Annotated in this window: 17 protein-coding genes; 3 read left to right on the top strand and 14 right to left on the bottom strand. The window is 45.4% G+C overall.

Translation table 11 applies throughout. The features are described 5' to 3' along the window. The first annotated feature begins 56 nt into the window (after positions 1-56). The 3 genes from HCR03_RS04755 to HCR03_RS04745 all read left to right on the top strand — a co-directional run bounded on the left by HCR03_RS04755 (position 57) and on the right by HCR03_RS04745 (position 3,032). On the top strand, positions 57-638 hold the full coding sequence (locus tag HCR03_RS04755) for an ion transporter (RefSeq protein WP_187036919.1): 582 nt from the start codon (positions 57-59) through the stop codon (positions 636-638). Between the two features lie 394 nt (positions 639-1,032). Further along, entirely contained in the window at positions 1,033-2,268 is a 1,236-nt protein-coding gene (gene tcmP / locus HCR03_RS04750; protein ID WP_187036917.1) for a three-Cys-motif partner protein TcmP, read from the top strand. 68 nt (positions 2,269-2,336) lie between these two features. Further along, on the top strand, positions 2,337-3,032 hold the full coding sequence (locus HCR03_RS04745; RefSeq protein ID WP_228725105.1) for a radical SAM protein: 696 nt from the start codon (positions 2,337-2,339) through the stop codon (positions 3,030-3,032). A 238-nt stretch (positions 3,033-3,270) separates the two neighbouring features. Here HCR03_RS04745 and HCR03_RS04740 read toward each other — a convergent pair whose 3' ends face one another. The 14 genes from HCR03_RS04740 to HCR03_RS04675 all read right to left on the bottom strand — a co-directional run bounded on the left by HCR03_RS04740 (position 3,271) and on the right by HCR03_RS04675 (position 16,077). After that, positions 3,271-3,861, bottom strand: coding sequence for a hypothetical protein (locus HCR03_RS04740; protein ID WP_187036912.1), 591 nt, complete (start codon positions 3,859-3,861; stop codon positions 3,271-3,273). A 42-nt stretch (positions 3,862-3,903) separates the two neighbouring features. Next, positions 3,904-4,089 carry a hypothetical protein gene (locus tag HCR03_RS04735; protein ID WP_187036910.1) on the bottom strand — a complete coding sequence of 62 codons (186 nt, stop codon included), beginning with the start codon at positions 4,087-4,089 and terminating at the stop codon, positions 3,904-3,906. A gap of 125 nt (positions 4,090-4,214) precedes the next feature. Continuing rightward, positions 4,215-4,568, bottom strand: a complete 354-nt coding sequence (locus HCR03_RS04730; protein ID WP_187036908.1) for an AbrB/MazE/SpoVT family DNA-binding domain-containing protein — start codon at positions 4,566-4,568, stop codon at positions 4,215-4,217. A 19-nt stretch (positions 4,569-4,587) separates the two neighbouring features. Further along, positions 4,588-7,095, bottom strand: coding sequence for a type IV secretory system conjugative DNA transfer family protein (locus HCR03_RS04725; RefSeq protein WP_187036905.1), 2,508 nt, complete (start codon positions 7,093-7,095; stop codon positions 4,588-4,590). A gap of 89 nt (positions 7,096-7,184) precedes the next feature. Then, positions 7,185-7,703 carry a hypothetical protein gene (locus HCR03_RS04720; RefSeq protein WP_187036903.1) on the bottom strand — a complete coding sequence of 173 codons (519 nt, stop codon included), beginning with the start codon at positions 7,701-7,703 and terminating at the stop codon, positions 7,185-7,187. 12 nt (positions 7,704-7,715) lie between these two features. Beyond that, positions 7,716-8,657 carry a DUF3991 and toprim domain-containing protein gene (locus tag HCR03_RS04715; RefSeq protein ID WP_187036902.1) on the bottom strand — a complete coding sequence of 314 codons (942 nt, stop codon included), beginning with the start codon at positions 8,655-8,657 and terminating at the stop codon, positions 7,716-7,718. Positions 8,658-8,671: 14 nt separating this feature from the next. Continuing rightward, entirely contained in the window at positions 8,672-12,142 is a 3,471-nt protein-coding gene (gene mobP3 / locus HCR03_RS04710) for a MobP3 family relaxase (protein ID WP_187036899.1), read from the bottom strand. A 99-nt stretch (positions 12,143-12,241) separates the two neighbouring features. Beyond that, entirely contained in the window at positions 12,242-12,760 is a 519-nt protein-coding gene (locus tag HCR03_RS04705; protein ID WP_187036897.1) for an HNH endonuclease, read from the bottom strand. 67 nt (positions 12,761-12,827) lie between these two features. Then, entirely contained in the window at positions 12,828-13,226 is a 399-nt protein-coding gene (locus HCR03_RS04700) for a hypothetical protein (RefSeq protein WP_187036895.1), read from the bottom strand. Between the two features lie 14 nt (positions 13,227-13,240). Beyond that, on the bottom strand, positions 13,241-13,708 hold the full coding sequence (locus tag HCR03_RS04695; protein ID WP_187036893.1) for a hypothetical protein: 468 nt from the start codon (positions 13,706-13,708) through the stop codon (positions 13,241-13,243). Positions 13,709-13,990: 282 nt separating this feature from the next. Next, positions 13,991-14,242 carry a hypothetical protein gene (locus HCR03_RS04690; RefSeq protein ID WP_187036892.1) on the bottom strand — a complete coding sequence of 84 codons (252 nt, stop codon included), beginning with the start codon at positions 14,240-14,242 and terminating at the stop codon, positions 13,991-13,993. Positions 14,243-14,392: 150 nt separating this feature from the next. Beyond that, a complete protein-coding gene (locus HCR03_RS04685) occupies positions 14,393-14,875 on the bottom strand; it encodes a hypothetical protein (RefSeq protein ID WP_187036890.1) in 483 nt (160 codons plus the stop codon). Between the two features lie 155 nt (positions 14,876-15,030). Continuing rightward, a complete protein-coding gene (locus tag HCR03_RS04680) occupies positions 15,031-15,765 on the bottom strand; it encodes a hypothetical protein (RefSeq protein ID WP_187036888.1) in 735 nt (244 codons plus the stop codon). A 21-nt stretch (positions 15,766-15,786) separates the two neighbouring features. After that, a complete protein-coding gene (locus HCR03_RS04675; protein ID WP_187036887.1) occupies positions 15,787-16,077 on the bottom strand; it encodes a hypothetical protein in 291 nt (96 codons plus the stop codon). Positions 16,078-16,352: the final 275 nt, after the last annotated feature.

Here is a 16,352-nt window from a genome sequence, read left to right as displayed (position 1 = left end):
CTATTATAATAACGGTTTTGACAAAATACCCGAGTGGCTATCGGAGGTTACTGGAATTGGTAATCAGGAATCGTATATATCAAATAATTGAACCTGCTGCGGAAGGCGACAAATATAGCAGATTGTATGATTTCACAATGATTGCAATCATTGTTGTCAGTTTGGTTCCGCTTGCATTTAAACAAGAAACTGATTTATTTGCTGGTATTGACAATATCTGTGTGACAATATTTATAATCGATTATGCTATGCGTTTAGCGACCGCTGATAAAAAATTACACCGGGGTATGATATCTTTCATAATTTATCCGTTTACTCTGTGGGGTATTATTGATTTGTTGAGCATATTGCCGTCTTTTAATATTCTTGGAAATAGTTTTCGTGTGCTACGTATAATGAGACTGATTCGCAGCGCTCGAGTTTTTCGGGCTTTTAAAATACTACGATACTCAAAGAACTTCGAAATTATTATTTCTGTATTAAAAAAGCAGAAGGAAGCATTGTTATCAGTTTGTGCTTTAGCCGTGGCATACATAATTGTTTCAGCTTTAATTATCTTTAATGTTGAACCTGATAGTTTTAGCACATTTTTTGAAGCCATATATTGGGCAACTGTATCGCTTAGCACATTTCGTTGAATTTACTGTTTTAGGAGAATATAATATTGAAATGGAATATTTTCTAGACAGTACTATGTTGTTACACAGCAAATTGCTCAATGTGCAATTTAGCAATAATTGGCAGCTCGGTCCGACGGCCGATTATAGCAACTAATTGGCAGTTTGTATGTAGTGAGTTTTTGGGGAGGAATATATGTCAAAAAAACGAAGAAGTGCTTTAAGCAATTTCCTCTGGATTCTATTGAAGAGGGATTGCAAGCCCTTGGCTCATTAATAGCAAACAATACATTCTGATGATAAGCATATCATAGCAATGCGTAATAAGACTAAAGGCTTTAGCTAAAATGGAAATCTCATCTTATGGATGAGCAAACAATATAGCCACGATAATTGAATTTTGGAGGGGAATACCATGCCCAAAGACAATAGCGATTTTTTTAAACATAAGAAAATCTGGTCGGAAGTCAAGGATGAACTTCTCGGTTGTTATATGGTACCTTATTTTAATAAGATACTGTCAATGGGTAATCCGATCCTCTATGTGGACTGCTTTGCGGGCAAAGGGAAGTTTGATGATGGCAAGCCTGGTTCTCCGCTAACAGCTTTGCAGAGTTTGGACAAAAGCATTGAGGCTTACCATGGACGCTATCCAATGCCTACGGTCAGTATGAAGTTTATTGAATTAAATCACTACCAAGATCTCGATACCAATATTCCTCCCCAGCATCGTAGTCGTTGTGAGGTCATTGGAGGTAAGTTTGAGGACAACATAAAGCCTCTCCTTCAAAATGCGATGTCATTAAATCGCACATTGAATGTTTTCCTTTATGTTGACCCATACGGTGTAAAGGTTCTAAATGCAACTTTGTTTGACTCCTTAGCAGTTGCTTTCAGTACTGCAGAGTTATTGATAAACCTAAACTCTTTCGGATTTATTCGTGAGGCTTGTAGGGTTATGAAGGTTGCCTTCCGTGAGAGGGAGGATGAAATTTTCAGCGACCTCGAAGAATATGACAGCTCTGTTTTGGACTCAATTCAGGAATTAAACGACATTGCGGGTGGCGATTATTGGCAAACGGTTATTGACGCATACAGCACAGGAAAGATTGACTGCTACGAAGCAGAAAAGGAATTCTCTCAACAGTATAAAGAGCGTTTGCGTAGAAATTACACTTATGTTTTGGATATGCCGATTCGCTTGAAAGCCGGACAGCACCCAAAATACCGCATGGTTCATGCTACGAACCACCCGGACGGTTGTATATTGATGGCAGATAACATAGCCAAGCGCACAGACCGTCTGGTCATTGAAATACAGAACAGCGGGCAATTAAGCATTATGCCGCAGACAGCTGAAAACGAAATGGTCAGCGATGATATGCTGATGGAGCGGGTCAAGACGTTGCTTGAAGATACCCCCATACCTACCCGCCTAAACAAGTTCTTAGCCGATTTCTATAATGAGTACGGTGTGCTTTGCGACCTTGCACGATTAAGTAGCGGTCGTAGCGGATCTGTTTTAAAAACACTCGAAAAGATCGGTTACATTGATGTGCAGCGCGCGCCAGCATTTACCGATAAAGGCAAGCCTACAGCCTTTTGGCAAGAAGGCAAAGGTAAAACTCTCTGCCTACGGAAAAGGAGCTAAAAAATATGGACACTATAATGCGGAAATCTATGCTCTACAAAACGGGCGTTGAATATGGAGATTATACGATGAATCACGTGTTAGGGTGTTCACATGGTTGCCTGTACCCTTGTTACGCATTCCTCATGGCTAAAAGATTTGGCAAGGTGGCAAATTACGAAGAATGGTGCAAGCCTAAACTCGTGAGCAATACCCTTGAAATCCTCGATCGCGAAATACCTCGACTCAAATCCAAGATTGAATCAGTCCAGCTATGCTTTACCACCGATCCATTCATGTACGGATACGATGAAATCGGGGAAATGAGTATGGCGGCGATAAAAAAACTAAATTCTGCCGGCATTCGTTGTACCGTTCTAACTAAAGGGTTATTGCCCATTGAGTTGGCAGAGCAGTCTGCTGATAATGAATATGGAATAACGCTTATATCGCTTAATGAGGATTACCGAAGACGAACTGAACCCGGTGCGTCGTCTTATGCCGAACGAATTGCGGCCCTTAAAGCACTCCACGTCAAGGGGTGCAAAACATGGGTGAGTATTGAGCCTTACCCAACTCCGAACCTTATACAGCAGGATTTAACGGAAATCCTAAATGCAGTATCATTTGCAAAACGCATTATATTCGGTCGGACAAATTACAGCAAGGAGATATCAGCATTTACGAAACATAGAGCGTTTTACAATGAACAGGCTGAAATCGTAGTTCGATTTTGTAGGGAGCATAACATTAGCTATCACATAAAGAATGGAACGATAACCTGATAAGGAAAATATAGAAACCGGCATGGCAGAGAGAGGAAACCAATCCACTGATGCAATTTAACAAAATATGAGCACAAGGTTGCATTTCCCCTTCCGTTCCAAGTTACCATTGAGTCTAACAGATTGGCTTCTGGTCGTTGCGGATCAGCACTTATGACGGCAGATAGAAGATTTCTAGGCAGACGAAAAGAAGCTCATCCTCGGTAAAGAGCATGAGCGTTTCAAAGTGCGTCCGGTTCTAAAGGCCAAATTTCGGAGTCATATTTTCATCTTCTGTATTTTCGTACTGCAATAATTGATCCTGAAGCTGTTGCTTCTCTTGCATGAGTGAAGAAATCTGTCGCTTCAACTCCTGGTTTTCCACTTGCAGATTTTCCATTTGTGTATTTAGAGCATATATGGACTTGATCTGACTTTTAATGTTAAGCTGTTCCGGAGTGAGTGTTTTCTCCAACGCTTCACGCCGAGCTTCCTGAACGGCCAGCTGCTTATCAATCGAATTTACAGAAATTTTGATTTCTGCCGAAGAATCTATTAATCGAGCATGCTCGGCCGAAAGCAATTCTTTGTTGTGATTGCTGTTTTCCTGTATGGAATTATGCTCTTTGCCCAACGAATTGTGTTCTTTACTCAAAGAATCATGCTCTTTACTCAAGCTCTTATTGTCTTTTATTGATTTCCAGATGTCGATGAAGAATCCTAAAATGACAACAGCTAGGCTGACATAAGCTACGATGTTCATACTCATCCCCCAGAGCAGTGTTTCGTCTTTATTTTCCATTATAGCTATTTGCAGGAGCAAAAACAACAATATTCCGATATATTTCATTCTTTTTTCCCTTCCTTAAACCGGACGTAAGCCTAGTTCGTTTCATTTTGCCGGAAATTCCGGTCTTGCCAAGATATAAAATCCCTTTTCCGTCGCGGTCAGATAAAGCACGGATTCCCCAGGCTTCAGGCCGTTACGGATCAGCCACTGCGACGGCAGATAGAGGATTTCGTGACGGAGCGAAACCAATATTTCACTCGGGCTGAGCTGTCCTTGATCAAAAGGCACAAAGAAGAATCCGCCGGTACATACCCGGCGGATTAATTTTGTCGGTTCCTGAAACCCATAGACGCGGCAGAGGTTCCTGGGCAGGTGAATGGATCTGTTGCTGTAAATGTTTAAAGGGTACCCCCTCAGCACCATGACGGCACCTCCGATGGGGCATGATAGCACAGGCTGTTCGGACAGACCAGGATGCCGATGTCCGTCAAGACCAAATGGACGAACGACCCGATTTTAATGTGATTTGCTTCTACCCATTCTTTGGGAAGATTAAAGCGTCCGGCGCTGATGAATTTACGAATCCGGTTCTCTGCCGGTTTTGCATTGCTCGGAATGATGCGGATCTGGTCTGACGCGGTATGCTCCATGAGTACCGTGCAGTTTTCCGGAATCCCATATTGTCGTCTGATGTTTTCGTCTATAACAATGCGATGCCCTCTTTCGGAAACAGGCACCGGCAGACCGATAATCTTGATCGTATCCAATTTAAACGCTCCTTTATATTTAGATGAAATCGTCGCTGATTTGTTCTTTGTGAACCCCAGTCGCCGGTGCTTTCTGTTCCGGTATGGACGAAGAGAGAAATTGCTTCGCAATGGTTTGCTTTAAATTCTCCGCGCTGGCATAGTGAACCGTTCTGGCCGCGTTTTCAGGCATATGGTAAGGACAGTCCAACTGAATGCCCCATTCGTTGAACCGCTTCATTACCGTGAGAGTGGGATACCGCCTCGTTTTCATCAGAATCCACTGGTTGTCCGGCATATGCAGAATCTTTTCCGCAGTCATAAGTGGCTGCGGTATCATTTGCATACTTATGGAGTCATTTCTTCGCTCCGCCCCGTTGCTGCTGTGATTGATGCTGCCAGACTGTACGGTTTGGTTCCCCAATGCACGGGAAACTTCTTCCGCGCCCTTTGACAAAGGGGAGAAGCCGCCGATCAGAACGTTGGTGCAGCAGTCAACGATAATATCGCCGCCCTCCCGTCCGTATTTTTCCTGTAATTGCGAAAGAGACTGTATCATCGGGTACATGATGATATTTCTTGATTTCCCTGCTGTAAACATAGACACCGCGTTATCAAATTTGTTCATGGTTCCGAATTCATCCAGGTAAAAATTGATTCGCCGCGGCAATCTGTTTTTGTCGTTTTGACTGGCGACGGATAAGCACTCGTTGTAAAGCTGCGTAACGAATAAAGAAACAAGGAAATATTTTGTCTCGTCCTCTTCCGGAAAAACAATGAAAATGGCTGTTTTCTCGTTGCAGAACTTTTCAGCGTCGATCTCTGAGTCAAAACAAAGAACCTGTTCCAACTCGGAATCGATAAAGGAGAGCAGGCGGCTCATGGCCGTAGACATTACGCTGTGCATACTGGCTTCTGGCGAAATTAATGCAGCACCGGCAAGCCAGCGTGCCTTATGCTCTGCAGGGAGCATTTCAATCAGCTTTTGATATTCATTTTTCGGCTTTACCTTCTGGCCGGACGGCGTTGTCATAACAGGAGTTTTTACCTGAAGCAGTTCCTGAATGATTTTGAAAACGCTGACAATGTGGCGCTCTCCGTCCTTACAGAATTCGGATACAAGCAGGATTGTTGAGGAAATCAGGCCCTCGGCGGCATCGTAAAAGAAAGCGTTTTGACCGCCTGAGACGAAACCGTCCATGTGAACGATGGTTTTTGCAACGATTTTCGCGTACCGTTCCGCTTTGGCCTTGTCCTGAAGATCGCCGGTATCCTTAAATGAGTCCATGTATTTGTTGACCAGGTGCATGAGGTTGTTGGCGCTGGACCGTGTCGGATGCCTCAGATCGATCACCGCAATGTTGTAATGGTAGTATTTCTGTGCGATTCCGGCGTAATCGCGGAACGAGTCGCCTTTGGTGTCAGTGACAATGAAGCTGACGCCGCAGGCGCAGGCGTATTCAAGGTTCGGATAGAGAACGCCGGTTGTCTTACGCCCGCCGGTTGTACTAAGGATCAACGTATGGCTGTCGGAAGTATCCACTCTTGCGGAGATGCGGTTTCCTGCTTTCACATAGCCTAAAACGGTGGCTCCCGATACATCGTCAGGTAAATGCTTTCCCTGACGCCATTTCATGGGCTCATAGGGGAAGATCTGGTATGTTTTTCGTATTTCGTTCGGGGTTGCCCAGCGTGCGGTACCGTATTGCCCGTCACCGACCGTCTTGGATTTAATATTCAGGTTTCCTTTTACCCGGTCGACGAAAACTAGAACCGCAATACCCATAATTGATGCGATCCCGATTACCATTGCAATGGTATTTAACATGTCTGTTACCTCCTGAAAAACGGCATAAAAATAGCACCTGGCGTCAGGTGCAAGTGATTGAGGAAATTGAATTTCACATGGTCTGCTGCGGCCGTCCTGGGAGAGATCCTCTTCAATTTTGGAATTTTCGGTTAGTTCTTCAATGTGTTCTTGACGTTCTTGTTTTAACGCCTGGTATTTCGTTAAAAGATCCTGATGTTGAATTTTCAGGTCATTGTATTGGTTTTGCAGGTTTTCATATTTTTCTGATAGTGCCTGATTTTTATACTCCAGCTTTGGAACAAGCTGGTTTAGAGCATAGATGGCATTGATTTGGCTGTGTATGTCTCTCTGGTTAGCAGACATGGATTCCAGCATGGCTTCGCGTTTTGCCTGTTCTACAGCCAGCTGTTTGTCGATGGAAACAACCGAAGTCCTGATATCCGAAGTGGACTGAACAATACTTTCCTGCCTGCCTTTGAGATCATCGTGTTTTGCGGTCAATTCGCTGCTGATCCGGTCGTGTTCCTCACTCAGCCGGTTATGCTCTTCACTGAGCCGGTCATGATCTTTGCCTCTTATTTCAGAATCTTTCGACAATAATTCTCGATTTTTATTATCATTGTCCTTTATTCCATCGTGTTCATCTTTTGAGGCTTCCCGGCCCTTTATGGTTTTCCAGATATCAAAGGCAAAGCCGCAGATTAAAATTATTATGCCGCAGACGGTTACATAATCCATAGGAGTCCCCCATTTCAGATCATTATTTCCCGACTTCATATTAACAAAACGCAGCAATAAAAGCAATGCGACAGCCATTCGAGTATATCTCATTTTTGATTTCCACCTCTTTTTTGCAGAGCGCTTAGCTGTTGCTTTAGCCGAATGGATTCCTGCTTTAACTGATCCTCTTCTTGGAGCAGGGTACTGTTCTGAAGTTTGGTCATAGCCTGTGCAAAGGTAACCAGTGCCGCAACACTCTGTTCCATCTGATTGAATCTCGCGGACATTTGTTCCCAGTTCACCTGTTCATTTTCATATATTTTTCCAATTTTATTTTGACAAATCTCGATTTCATTTAGAATTCTAATGTTTTGACCGCTTAAAGTGGTATGGTCTAATTTCCCTATTAATCCGGCTAACGACTGATGGTCCAGTGTCCCGATTTTGTCATCCAGAAGTCCGACAAGGGTAACATTGCCGGGATCTCCGATTTTGGCATCCAGGTCTTTGATACTCTTTCGGCTGTTAATCCATTTTATAGAAAGAATAATCAAAGTTCCGAATAGCCCGCCTGATAAAAGGCTCAATATTACTTGAATAAACTGGCTCCAATCATTCTGAGACATATTTTTTCTCCTTTATTGGTTTTCGGCCTTTAAATCCTCATTCCAATCCTTCAACTGAGATTTCATAACCAAAACGCGATAATCCCGCCGGAGTTTTTTTAAAACCTCTGGCGGGATTTCTTCTGCTTTTCCGTCCTGGAGTCGTTCCAGCATGGTTGCAATCTGATCGTCACCCTTCCGTCCGGCCGCGTCGTTATCAAGGCAGAGACAAATATCCGTGATATTGTCGTGTTCCAGCAAAAAGCGGATCAGGGCGCGGCTTGCGGTACAGCCAAGGGCTAGAAAGCTGTGGCGTTTCCAGTCTGTATTCTTTTTGAGGGTCAGGAAAGACATCAGGTCGATCGGCGCTTCAAACACATAGAGACGGTTGGAACCGCCAAAGTAATTAAAAAAGTATTCTTTTTCCGAGCCGGGGGTGTCGCACCGGTACGGCCGGTCGGAGAGAGTTCCCTTTTCATGGGCCGCGCGGGGCTTCCCGTTTCCATCCCGCCCGACAAACACGGCGTTATGCTTTTGAGCGCTTTCATACAGGTCATGCTTATGTACAAAAAAAGTTACGATTTCAGGATCGATGCGCCTGTCCTGTGTAAGATAGGCGTACATTCGATACATGGTACGGTTGCGCGGAGGAAGCTGAAATGCTTTCTTCTTCCTCTCAGAGGGCGCGCAACGGACAAACTCGGCACCGCCGTAATCTTTGTGGATTAGGGTAGTAACAGCGTCCTGAAAGCGCATATCGAAAAACAGGCACAGAAAGTCAATGGCGGTACCTTTGTCGCCGGTATTGTGGTCGTAAAAATAGTAATCACGGAATTTGACGCTGTGGTTATCCTCCCACATCCATTCAGAGCCGCTTCGAAGGACTTTTTCGCCCTTTGCCTCCAGAATGCTTTTAATGGACGTGTGCGCGGCTCTGTCGATTTCCTCCTGGGTAAATGGCACGTAGCTCGACATGATCCTCAGCTCCTTTACATGACTTCATCCAGCTCGTCTTCTTTTTGACCGAGCGCGGCTTTTTGCTGGCGCCGTTTTTTCATGGCTTTTCTGTCCGGGCCGAACCGATGCGTGGTGCTGTCCTCAATTCTGTCATTGATTCCGGATCCGAGCATGCGCAGGAAAGAACCGACAATGGTTTGAGCATCGTAATCCTTTTGATGTTCCAGATAATTCAAATGATTTTGTGCCGCTTCATTGCCATTGGCCGCCGCCGTGCGAAACCAATATTCAGACTGAAAGGAATCCTTTGCCGTGCCGATTCCTGCTTCATACATCTTGCCGATCTGGTACTGTGCAAATACATTTCCCCTTATGGCAGCGTCGATAAAAATGCGGAAAGCCTCATTTCCGTCCATGTCACAACCTGTCCCGTCCAGAAGCATTTTTCCGATCTGGTATTGTGCCGACAGATCTCCCAGCTCCGCAGCTTTTGAAAACCAACGAAACGCCTCGTCTTCCCGGACGACGGTTCCATTGCCCTTTAGGTACATTCTTGCTATTTTTGACGCAAGCCTTGCCCGTGTGTCTGAAGCAGTAGTTTTATCGGAAAAGAGGTCACAAAAACCGGTTAGTGCCAACTGATAGTAAAAACAAATAGTTTCTGCATCGGAACTACTGTAAGGTTTTTGTTCCAGCAAACGCGCCGCTTCAAACGCTGCGAAGGCGTTTCCGTCGTTTGCGGCTTTTTCAAGCCACTGAGCTGCTGCCTGCTCATAATTGAACCTTTGCGGCATGGCAGAGCTGTCTCGGAGTTGCAGAAGCATTTTGGCAATCTTGTATTCGCGTTGGGTATCGGCAGACTCTCGTTCTTCCTTTAAAAACGTTTGTAAGGCCATGTGAAAGTACCGGTTCGCCGCAAGAGGATTTGTTTCTTTGCATAAGGAGCTGTATTGATACTGAGCATAACCGTGACCGTGATCGGCGGCAGTCTCATACCATCTGAGTGCTTCCTGAATCTTTATTTCCGTACCCAGACCCTTTTCGTACATGCCGGCGATTTTGTATTCCTGACCGGCGTTCGGGTTTTCCTGTTCAGAATCCAGAAATCCTTTTAATGCGATCTGATAAAGGTCATTTGCTTTGTCCGTGTTGATTCCAACGCCGGTTCCGGCAGCATATAGCCCGGCCAGTTCGTATGCTGCCTGAGGATTCCCAAATTCCACAGCTTTTTGAAACCATTCTTCGGCCTTAGCGGAATCAACCTGGGTTCCTCTCCCTAGAAGGTACATTTCAGCGATACGGTATTCTGTGAACCCATCCGGTTGATCCTGCTCCTGGTCGATAAATTCATCCAGTGCCTTTTTGTAAAGAGCACGAGCGGCAGTTTCATCCTTGCTAACCCCGGTTCCTGATTCACATAACCGGGCAAGAGCAAAATCGGCATACGGCACGTTTTGTTTGGAGGCTTTCATGAAATAAGAAGCCGCCGCGTTGGCATCCTCCGGAGCTCCTATCCCGCGCAGCAGCATACGGCCAGCCGCGTAACACGCGTATTTGTCTTCCTGATCCGCGGCATCCTGGTATAATCTGAGAGCTTCTTCACGATCCTGTACGGTTCCGCGCCCGTCGTAGTACATTTTCGCCAACAGGTATTCGGAATGAACATGGCCGTGAAGCGCGGAGGCCCTAAACCAGAGAAATGCGTTCTGGTCGTTCTGCTTCACACCTTCGCCTGCAAGCTCCATTCGCCCGACAAGATACTCTAAATAGGCATAGTGGGAATGATCTGTTTCCGTCCCCGGAAAGCAGAGGTCATCATGGAACGAAGCTCCCGTCTTTTGCTGAAGCTCGTTCGTAATATCATAAAATACGTCGAGACAGTACTCTTTCCCTAAATTGAGATCCTTTTCGATTCCGATTCCGTAGAGGTACATTTTACCCAACTGATATTTTGCGAGAGTATGACCACTGTCTGCGGCGAGGCCAAACCACATTCTGGCTTTCTCATAATCCCGATCAACTCCTTGGCCATAAAAAAATCGTTTGGCAAGTTCATATCGAGCGGAAGCATTTCCGTTCAGCCCGATTGCTTTTTCCTGCAGTTCAAAAACGGACATGGACGAAATATCATCCTGGGGGCTTGGCTCCGGTTCTTCAGGCAGAGCTTCCAGGTAAGGCCCTTCGGACTCTTCATCCGGCTCATTTGATTCAGGTTCCGGTGGAACGTTCTTCCACAAGGAATTGATATTCTCTTCGTCGGTCGGTTCCGAAGAAGGTAAGATGGTTTCAAATAGTTCATTCTCGGCAGGAATGTCATTCTGCTTTTTTCCAGACGGATCGCTATCGCTTGTTTTACTGGTTTCGTTGGCAGGGTCGACGCCGATCACAGCGCCCGCGAGTTTTTCAGCGTGCTGAATCACCTTGTTTTTGAGAAAATAAAGTTCTTTGTTTTCCGATATGGGGAGTTCCGACGGTTCATTGACATACATTCGCTCCAGACTCTGCTGTTGTTCGCAGTAAAGGGCGTATAGCTTCTTGATGTCCGGCGCGGACGCCAGTTCCGTCAGGAGCTGATCCGTTTGCTGTTTCAGATCCTTCGAAAGGTATTTATAGAAATGGCGCCCCGGCTGATTTTGAACCGCCGATCCCAGCTGAAGCAGGTTCTGATAGATTTTCTCAGCCTGATGGTCGGGAAACTGACTTCCGGAAAGATCAAGATGAGAAAGAAGTTCATCAACCTGGGATTTCAGTTTTTCCCGGGCTTCGTCTTTCTGCTCATAGAGGTGCAACCGTTCATCCGCAAAGATGACTTTAGAAAAACCCCTTTTAATATTTTTAATGCCGGTCTCGTTAAGATGTCCCTCTTTCGGATTGGTGCTGTAAACAAAGAGATGAATATGGGGATGGTGGCCGGTGTTGTGCATTCCTGCGTACCAGCAAAGATGCTCCGGGGGAATGTGAAAATTTTTTGCAATCGTATCTATCTGCTGCTGAACCGCTTCTTTCCACGGCTTTTGGGTGTCGTACCCGAGCTTGTCGGCGTCTTCCCGGCGAATGGAGATGACGTTCCTCCAGATACGGCCCTGATAGGCGGCAACCTCGTCGGCAATTTTATCCAGGTCAAGATTCGGCGTAGATGAAAAAAGTCCGTGAGCGCCTTCCCGAACCGCCCCCGGACGTTTGGCGACGTATTCAACATAATTTTTTGCTTCATCGATCCCGACGGTTTTTCCCGTCTGTGTTTCCCCAAAGCCCATTTCCGCGGCTCGGGCAATCAGTTCAGAAGCATTTCCAATTGTCGGATTATTTTTGTAATCCTCGTATTCAAACGTATCTTTCGCGGCGGGAACCTCTCGGAGCAATCCGTCAATGGTGTGTTCCTGCCGGATCGTCGCCTTTCGGTTCAATTCCTCTTCGCTCAGTTCAAGCGAATTGAAGTTGAGGGAAACGCCTTCCCGGGTGGCAACATAGTTGACGAAATTTCGCGCCTGGTCTTTTGTCATCGCAAATTTTCCGGCCTGCTCGCCGGGGCGCGCGATGTGAAAATATTCGGAGTTAAAAATGATTCTTGCACCGGACAGGATGAACCCCTCCTTTGTCGTTTATTTCAATGACTGAATTGCGGGAATGCAGAAGAGAAAGAATGCGGTGATTGCGCACAGAAGTAAAACATAGCAAGAGATCCAGAATGCGGAGTGACAGCCGATCAGCCCGCGCAGCAACCAGAATCCGGTTTTTGTTCCTTTCCGTTCATTGCATCGGGCGCAGGCCGGAACGAGATTTTTTTGGTCGTTCACATTTTTGATCTTCAGCTTTTTCAAAAACCATTGAAGGAATCGGCTCTTCTGAACCGCCCTGACTGCAAGGAGATGATCGACGGTAACCCGGTCTTTGCGCAGGAGCTTCCCACAGTAGGAACAAAAATAAAAATCCCTCCCGAACAGTCCCGGGTGGGATTCAAAAAATGCTTTTCTGTATGTGGAGTTCCTTCGGTACTGAGGAAGATCAATGATGAGTTGGAATCCTCGCCGTCTGCAATACGCTTTTGACTCTTCAATATTGTCCGCCATTGCCTGTTGAATCCATTCCTTTGTCTTTGCATCAAACGTATAACCCATCATGTGTAGTTCCTGTCGGCAGAGATAAGTTCGATGCCAGCCCCGGCTTCGAATTCGTAGCCATGTGATTTCATTCGTTTCGACCAGCTCCTATTAATTCTGAAATTATATCAGATTTCTTTTCCCTGTATTCTTGAAACAGATCCAGGAGTCTCTGATAATGAGCTCCCTTTATAAGATTATCTATCATGCTTTCTTTGAGCCGCTCTACTGATTCCTGAGTTATGTTATCACTGTTGTCCAAAAACTGATCGACTGCCTGAGAAAGGTCATCATTTAGATTTCTGATTCCATAGGTGATTTGAAGAAGTCTTTGCATATCCCGATCGTCAGAATTATTTGAATTCAGTTCTTCATGCTCCTGTTTTGATGCGTCGATTTTAAGAATCTCACATTTTGGGTCTGTGATTAGCATATCAGCACCTTTGAATCTTTCATGCATTCCTGCAAAAATTATTTCTCTGTTCATTCATAACATTCCTCCTACTTGGGCGGCAGAAATTCGGATTCATTTTCATTGATGGATTTCATAATGTCGATGGTTCCATTGGTTCTCTTCACTTCGTCGATGGATTTCTTCCGCATTTTGCCGTATTGGTCGCCGGTGAGGTGAAGAACGGACGCAACCATCTTCGATAGCACATCCAACTCGACGGCATACCGGAAATTGCCGCGCGATACTCTTGTCCCCAAGCTTCCAATAAGTCCCTCGATCTTCTGGCCGAACACGGAGCAAAGATAATCCTGACTGAGCTGCGACGTGCTGTAGCCAAAATAAAAATCAACGGCTTTTTCAATGATGTCGTTACGAGATGGGGTATCCCCCGAGAGCTTTATAAGACTGTCAATTTTCAAATAGGTGTCTTTTGTCAAATAAACTGTCCCTTTCAGCTTTTGGGTTGGTTCGATAGATTCGTCGCTGAGTGTCCTTGAGTTAATAAATTCTGGCATGAGAGCCTCCTTAATTATGGTGGCACTTTTGGTGGCAATCATTTTTCTAGCTATAATCAGGAAACTGTTCAATAATGTAAACGCTGTGCCGTGAGATTTGCCACCAAGTTTTATTTTTTGCCACCAAGGTAAAAATCTAAGAACGCCCCGCACTGCGGGGCGTTGTGATGTGCAGTGTCACCAGAATGGTGGCACTGCTTTATCCTGCAATAAGAAAACCAGGTATTTTGGGCGTTCTATTATTACCAAAGAGAAAATTATGTCTCCGGGAATTTGAGCCTTTCACGGCTCAGAATGAGCTGTGAAATCACTTTGGACCGGTTCGGAATCAGCTCTTCGATCTTGTTCCTGCGGCGCTGTGGAAGCGCTGCGTTCAATGTATTTCCGGACGGCTGCGGGAACATGCTTTTTGTAAAGACGGGCGATTTCTTCGCTCAATTCTTCATCAAAATTGAGGCCTTTTTCGTCCATGAACTGGCGGGTGGCGCTCAGTTTTTCCGGTTCAATCTTTAATTTCAAAGTGATGGTTTTCAAAATATTCACCTCGCTTTTTATGCATTTCGCTTTGGGTTTCTGGCAGATGGGAAGCGCCTAAAGCAGAGAAAAAACAATCTGTTTTATCGCATTTGGATCAAACAAAAGCCGCCGAAAATTGATTCAGACGGCTGCGGCATTTTTCCAAATTTAAAGTGTTAGCTGCTGGCTTTCGTCCTCCTGTTCCTCTTCAATTTCCTCTGCACGAGTATTTTCCTGTGACATCATCGGCTCTTTTTTCCAATGCCCGCCGGTGGAGTAGTCCCATTCAATGGTTCCATCTTCGTATTTTTCAATACCGTGAGCGACGAGTGTCCATTTGTCCTTTACGCGTTCCATGACGGCGCTGTTATCATCGGGGATTGATTGGCAAAGGTAATCACCGCCGTTGTGATTGGTGTAGGTGCAACCAGGTACGATAGTGGTGCTGCTTTTTTCCCAAAGTCGGTCAAGGGTGCCGTCAGGATGCACGTTGATTTCGCGGGTACGGCCATCGTCGATAAAAGCTATTACAGACACGGTAGCTCCTTTTTCAACGGCATAGGCTTTCGCTGCGTCAATGGCTTGTTCTTCGATGGGTGTTGAGCCAATATGTTGATCTCCGATTGAAACTTTGTATCCAGTGATTCGCATTTTTAGTCCTTTCTCCCCGTTACCCGATAGGACAGGGTGGTGTTTCCCGTAGCTGATATCGCCTAAAGCAGAGAAAAAACAATCTGTTTTATCGCATTTGGATCAAACAAAAGCCGCCGAAAATTGATTCAGACGGCTGCGGCATTTTTTCAAATTTAAAGTGTTAGCTGCTGGCTTTCGTCCTCCTGCTCCTCTTCAATTTCCTCTGCACGAGTATTTTCCTGTGACATCATCGGCTCTTTTTCCCAATGCCCGCCGGTGGAATAGTCCCATTCAATGGTTCCATCTTCGTATTTTTCAATACCATGAGCGACGAGTGTCCATTTGTCCTTTACGCGTTCCATGACGGCGCTGTTGGAATCCTGAATGGATTTGCAGAGATAGTCGCTGCCGTTATGATTCGTGTAGGTCTGACCAGGGATGATTTCGGTACCTTTTTTTTCAAAAAGCCGGTCGGAAAAGAGGGCTTCTTCAGGCGTCCTGATTCCAAATTTGTAGTTGCACCATGCGACGTTTTGCTCATGATTCATTGGTTCCGGGACGTCTGTTTCGATATAATCCTGCGGGCCGAATATCACAAGATCATCGGAAAGCCAATCATCCTGAGTGATTACCTTTGCGGGGATCAGCTCGTTGGAGCTTGGAATTTCAATTCGATGCAAATAAAGGTTGCGGTCATAATACCAGTCTGCTTTGATGTACCGTTCTTCAGCGTCGGTGCAACCGATTTCGTTTATATAGTTGGCCAGACCGCCGAAGGCCTCAATCCTGACGGGGGCTTTGTTCCAATCACCGATGTCGCCAAGAACAAGATTCGCGCGCGCTTTGTACCCATTGTCTTTGAATCCGATTTCGCTAACTGTACCTTGATATTTATAAAGATTTTCCACTTGAATCGCTCCCTTTTTCTTTCAGAAAATTTCATATGTCACTTGAGTAATATCGTAGAAGGGTGTGCCTAAAGCAGAGAAAAACAATGCTGTTTTTCTTTGCGGAGGCAGCAAAAAACCACCGGATTTATCATATCCGGTGGCACTGATCAGAAGTAAATAAAATGTCATATTGATTGATTCATCTTTCATTTTATTTTCTTGCAGTTTCTCTCGCAGCCCCACGCCAGCAGCTTCCAACCCTTCCATTGCATCGATGGATGTTTCCGCTTGCCCTGCATGGAATATTTTATTTTTACGATTCCGTCCCATGCCTGCCTGGGTGTACCGTCCAGCATTTCAGCGTGGTTTCGCAGCCAATCCAGCAGATTATAGCATTCGTAAATTGTCCCGTCAGGGGCCTGTATGCGCCATGTTTTAGCATTTATGTTATCCGGGCCGCGCTGCATTTTTGGGTCTGAATGCGCGATTTGATTCGCACGGCAGATCGAATCATCATAGATCCCGGCATTTGCACGACGTTCGCGTAAAACGTGGGAACATTCACGGGAACAGCAGATTTTTTCGGACGACGGCGGGGCATAGAA

Source organism: Caproicibacter fermentans, assembly GCF_014303955.1.
Classification (GTDB): domain Bacteria; phylum Bacillota; class Clostridia; order Oscillospirales; family Acutalibacteraceae; genus Caproicibacter; species Caproicibacter fermentans.
The sequence above is the reverse complement of the archived record's forward strand: the minus strand, read 5'-3'. Positions and strand labels throughout refer to the sequence as shown.

Excerpts from the sequence above, each read along its gene's own strand:
- HCR03_RS04695 (WP_187036893.1), bottom strand. The coding sequence starts at position 13,708 with ATGCCAGAATTTATTAACTCAAGGACACTCAGCGACGAATCTATCGAA.
- HCR03_RS04725 (WP_187036905.1), bottom strand. The coding sequence starts at position 7,095 with ATGGATTATGTAACCGTCTGCGGCATAATAATTTTAATCTGCGGCTTT.
- HCR03_RS04740 (WP_187036912.1), bottom strand. The coding sequence starts at position 3,861 with ATGAAATATATCGGAATATTGTTGTTTTTGCTCCTGCAAATAGCTATA.
- HCR03_RS04715 (WP_187036902.1), bottom strand. The coding sequence starts at position 8,657 with ATGTCGAGCTACGTGCCATTTACCCAGGAGGAAATCGACAGAGCCGCG.
- mobP3 (WP_187036899.1), bottom strand. The coding sequence starts at position 12,142 with ATGACAAAAGACCAGGCGCGAAATTTCGTCAACTATGTTGCCACCCGG.
- HCR03_RS04700 (WP_187036895.1), bottom strand. The coding sequence starts at position 13,226 with ATGAACAGAGAAATAATTTTTGCAGGAATGCATGAAAGATTCAAAGGT.
- tcmP (WP_187036917.1), top strand. The coding sequence starts at position 1,033 with ATGCCCAAAGACAATAGCGATTTTTTTAAACATAAGAAAATCTGGTCG.
- HCR03_RS04745 (WP_228725105.1), top strand. The coding sequence starts at position 2,337 with ATGAATCACGTGTTAGGGTGTTCACATGGTTGCCTGTACCCTTGTTAC.
- HCR03_RS04675 (WP_187036887.1), bottom strand. The coding sequence starts at position 16,077 with ATGGGACGGAATCGTAAAAATAAAATATTCCATGCAGGGCAAGCGGAA.
- HCR03_RS04705 (WP_187036897.1), bottom strand. The coding sequence starts at position 12,760 with ATGATGGGTTATACGTTTGATGCAAAGACAAAGGAATGGATTCAACAG.
- HCR03_RS04720 (WP_187036903.1), bottom strand. The coding sequence starts at position 7,703 with ATGTCTCAGAATGATTGGAGCCAGTTTATTCAAGTAATATTGAGCCTT.
- HCR03_RS04685 (WP_187036890.1), bottom strand. The coding sequence starts at position 14,875 with ATGCGAATCACTGGATACAAAGTTTCAATCGGAGATCAACATATTGGC.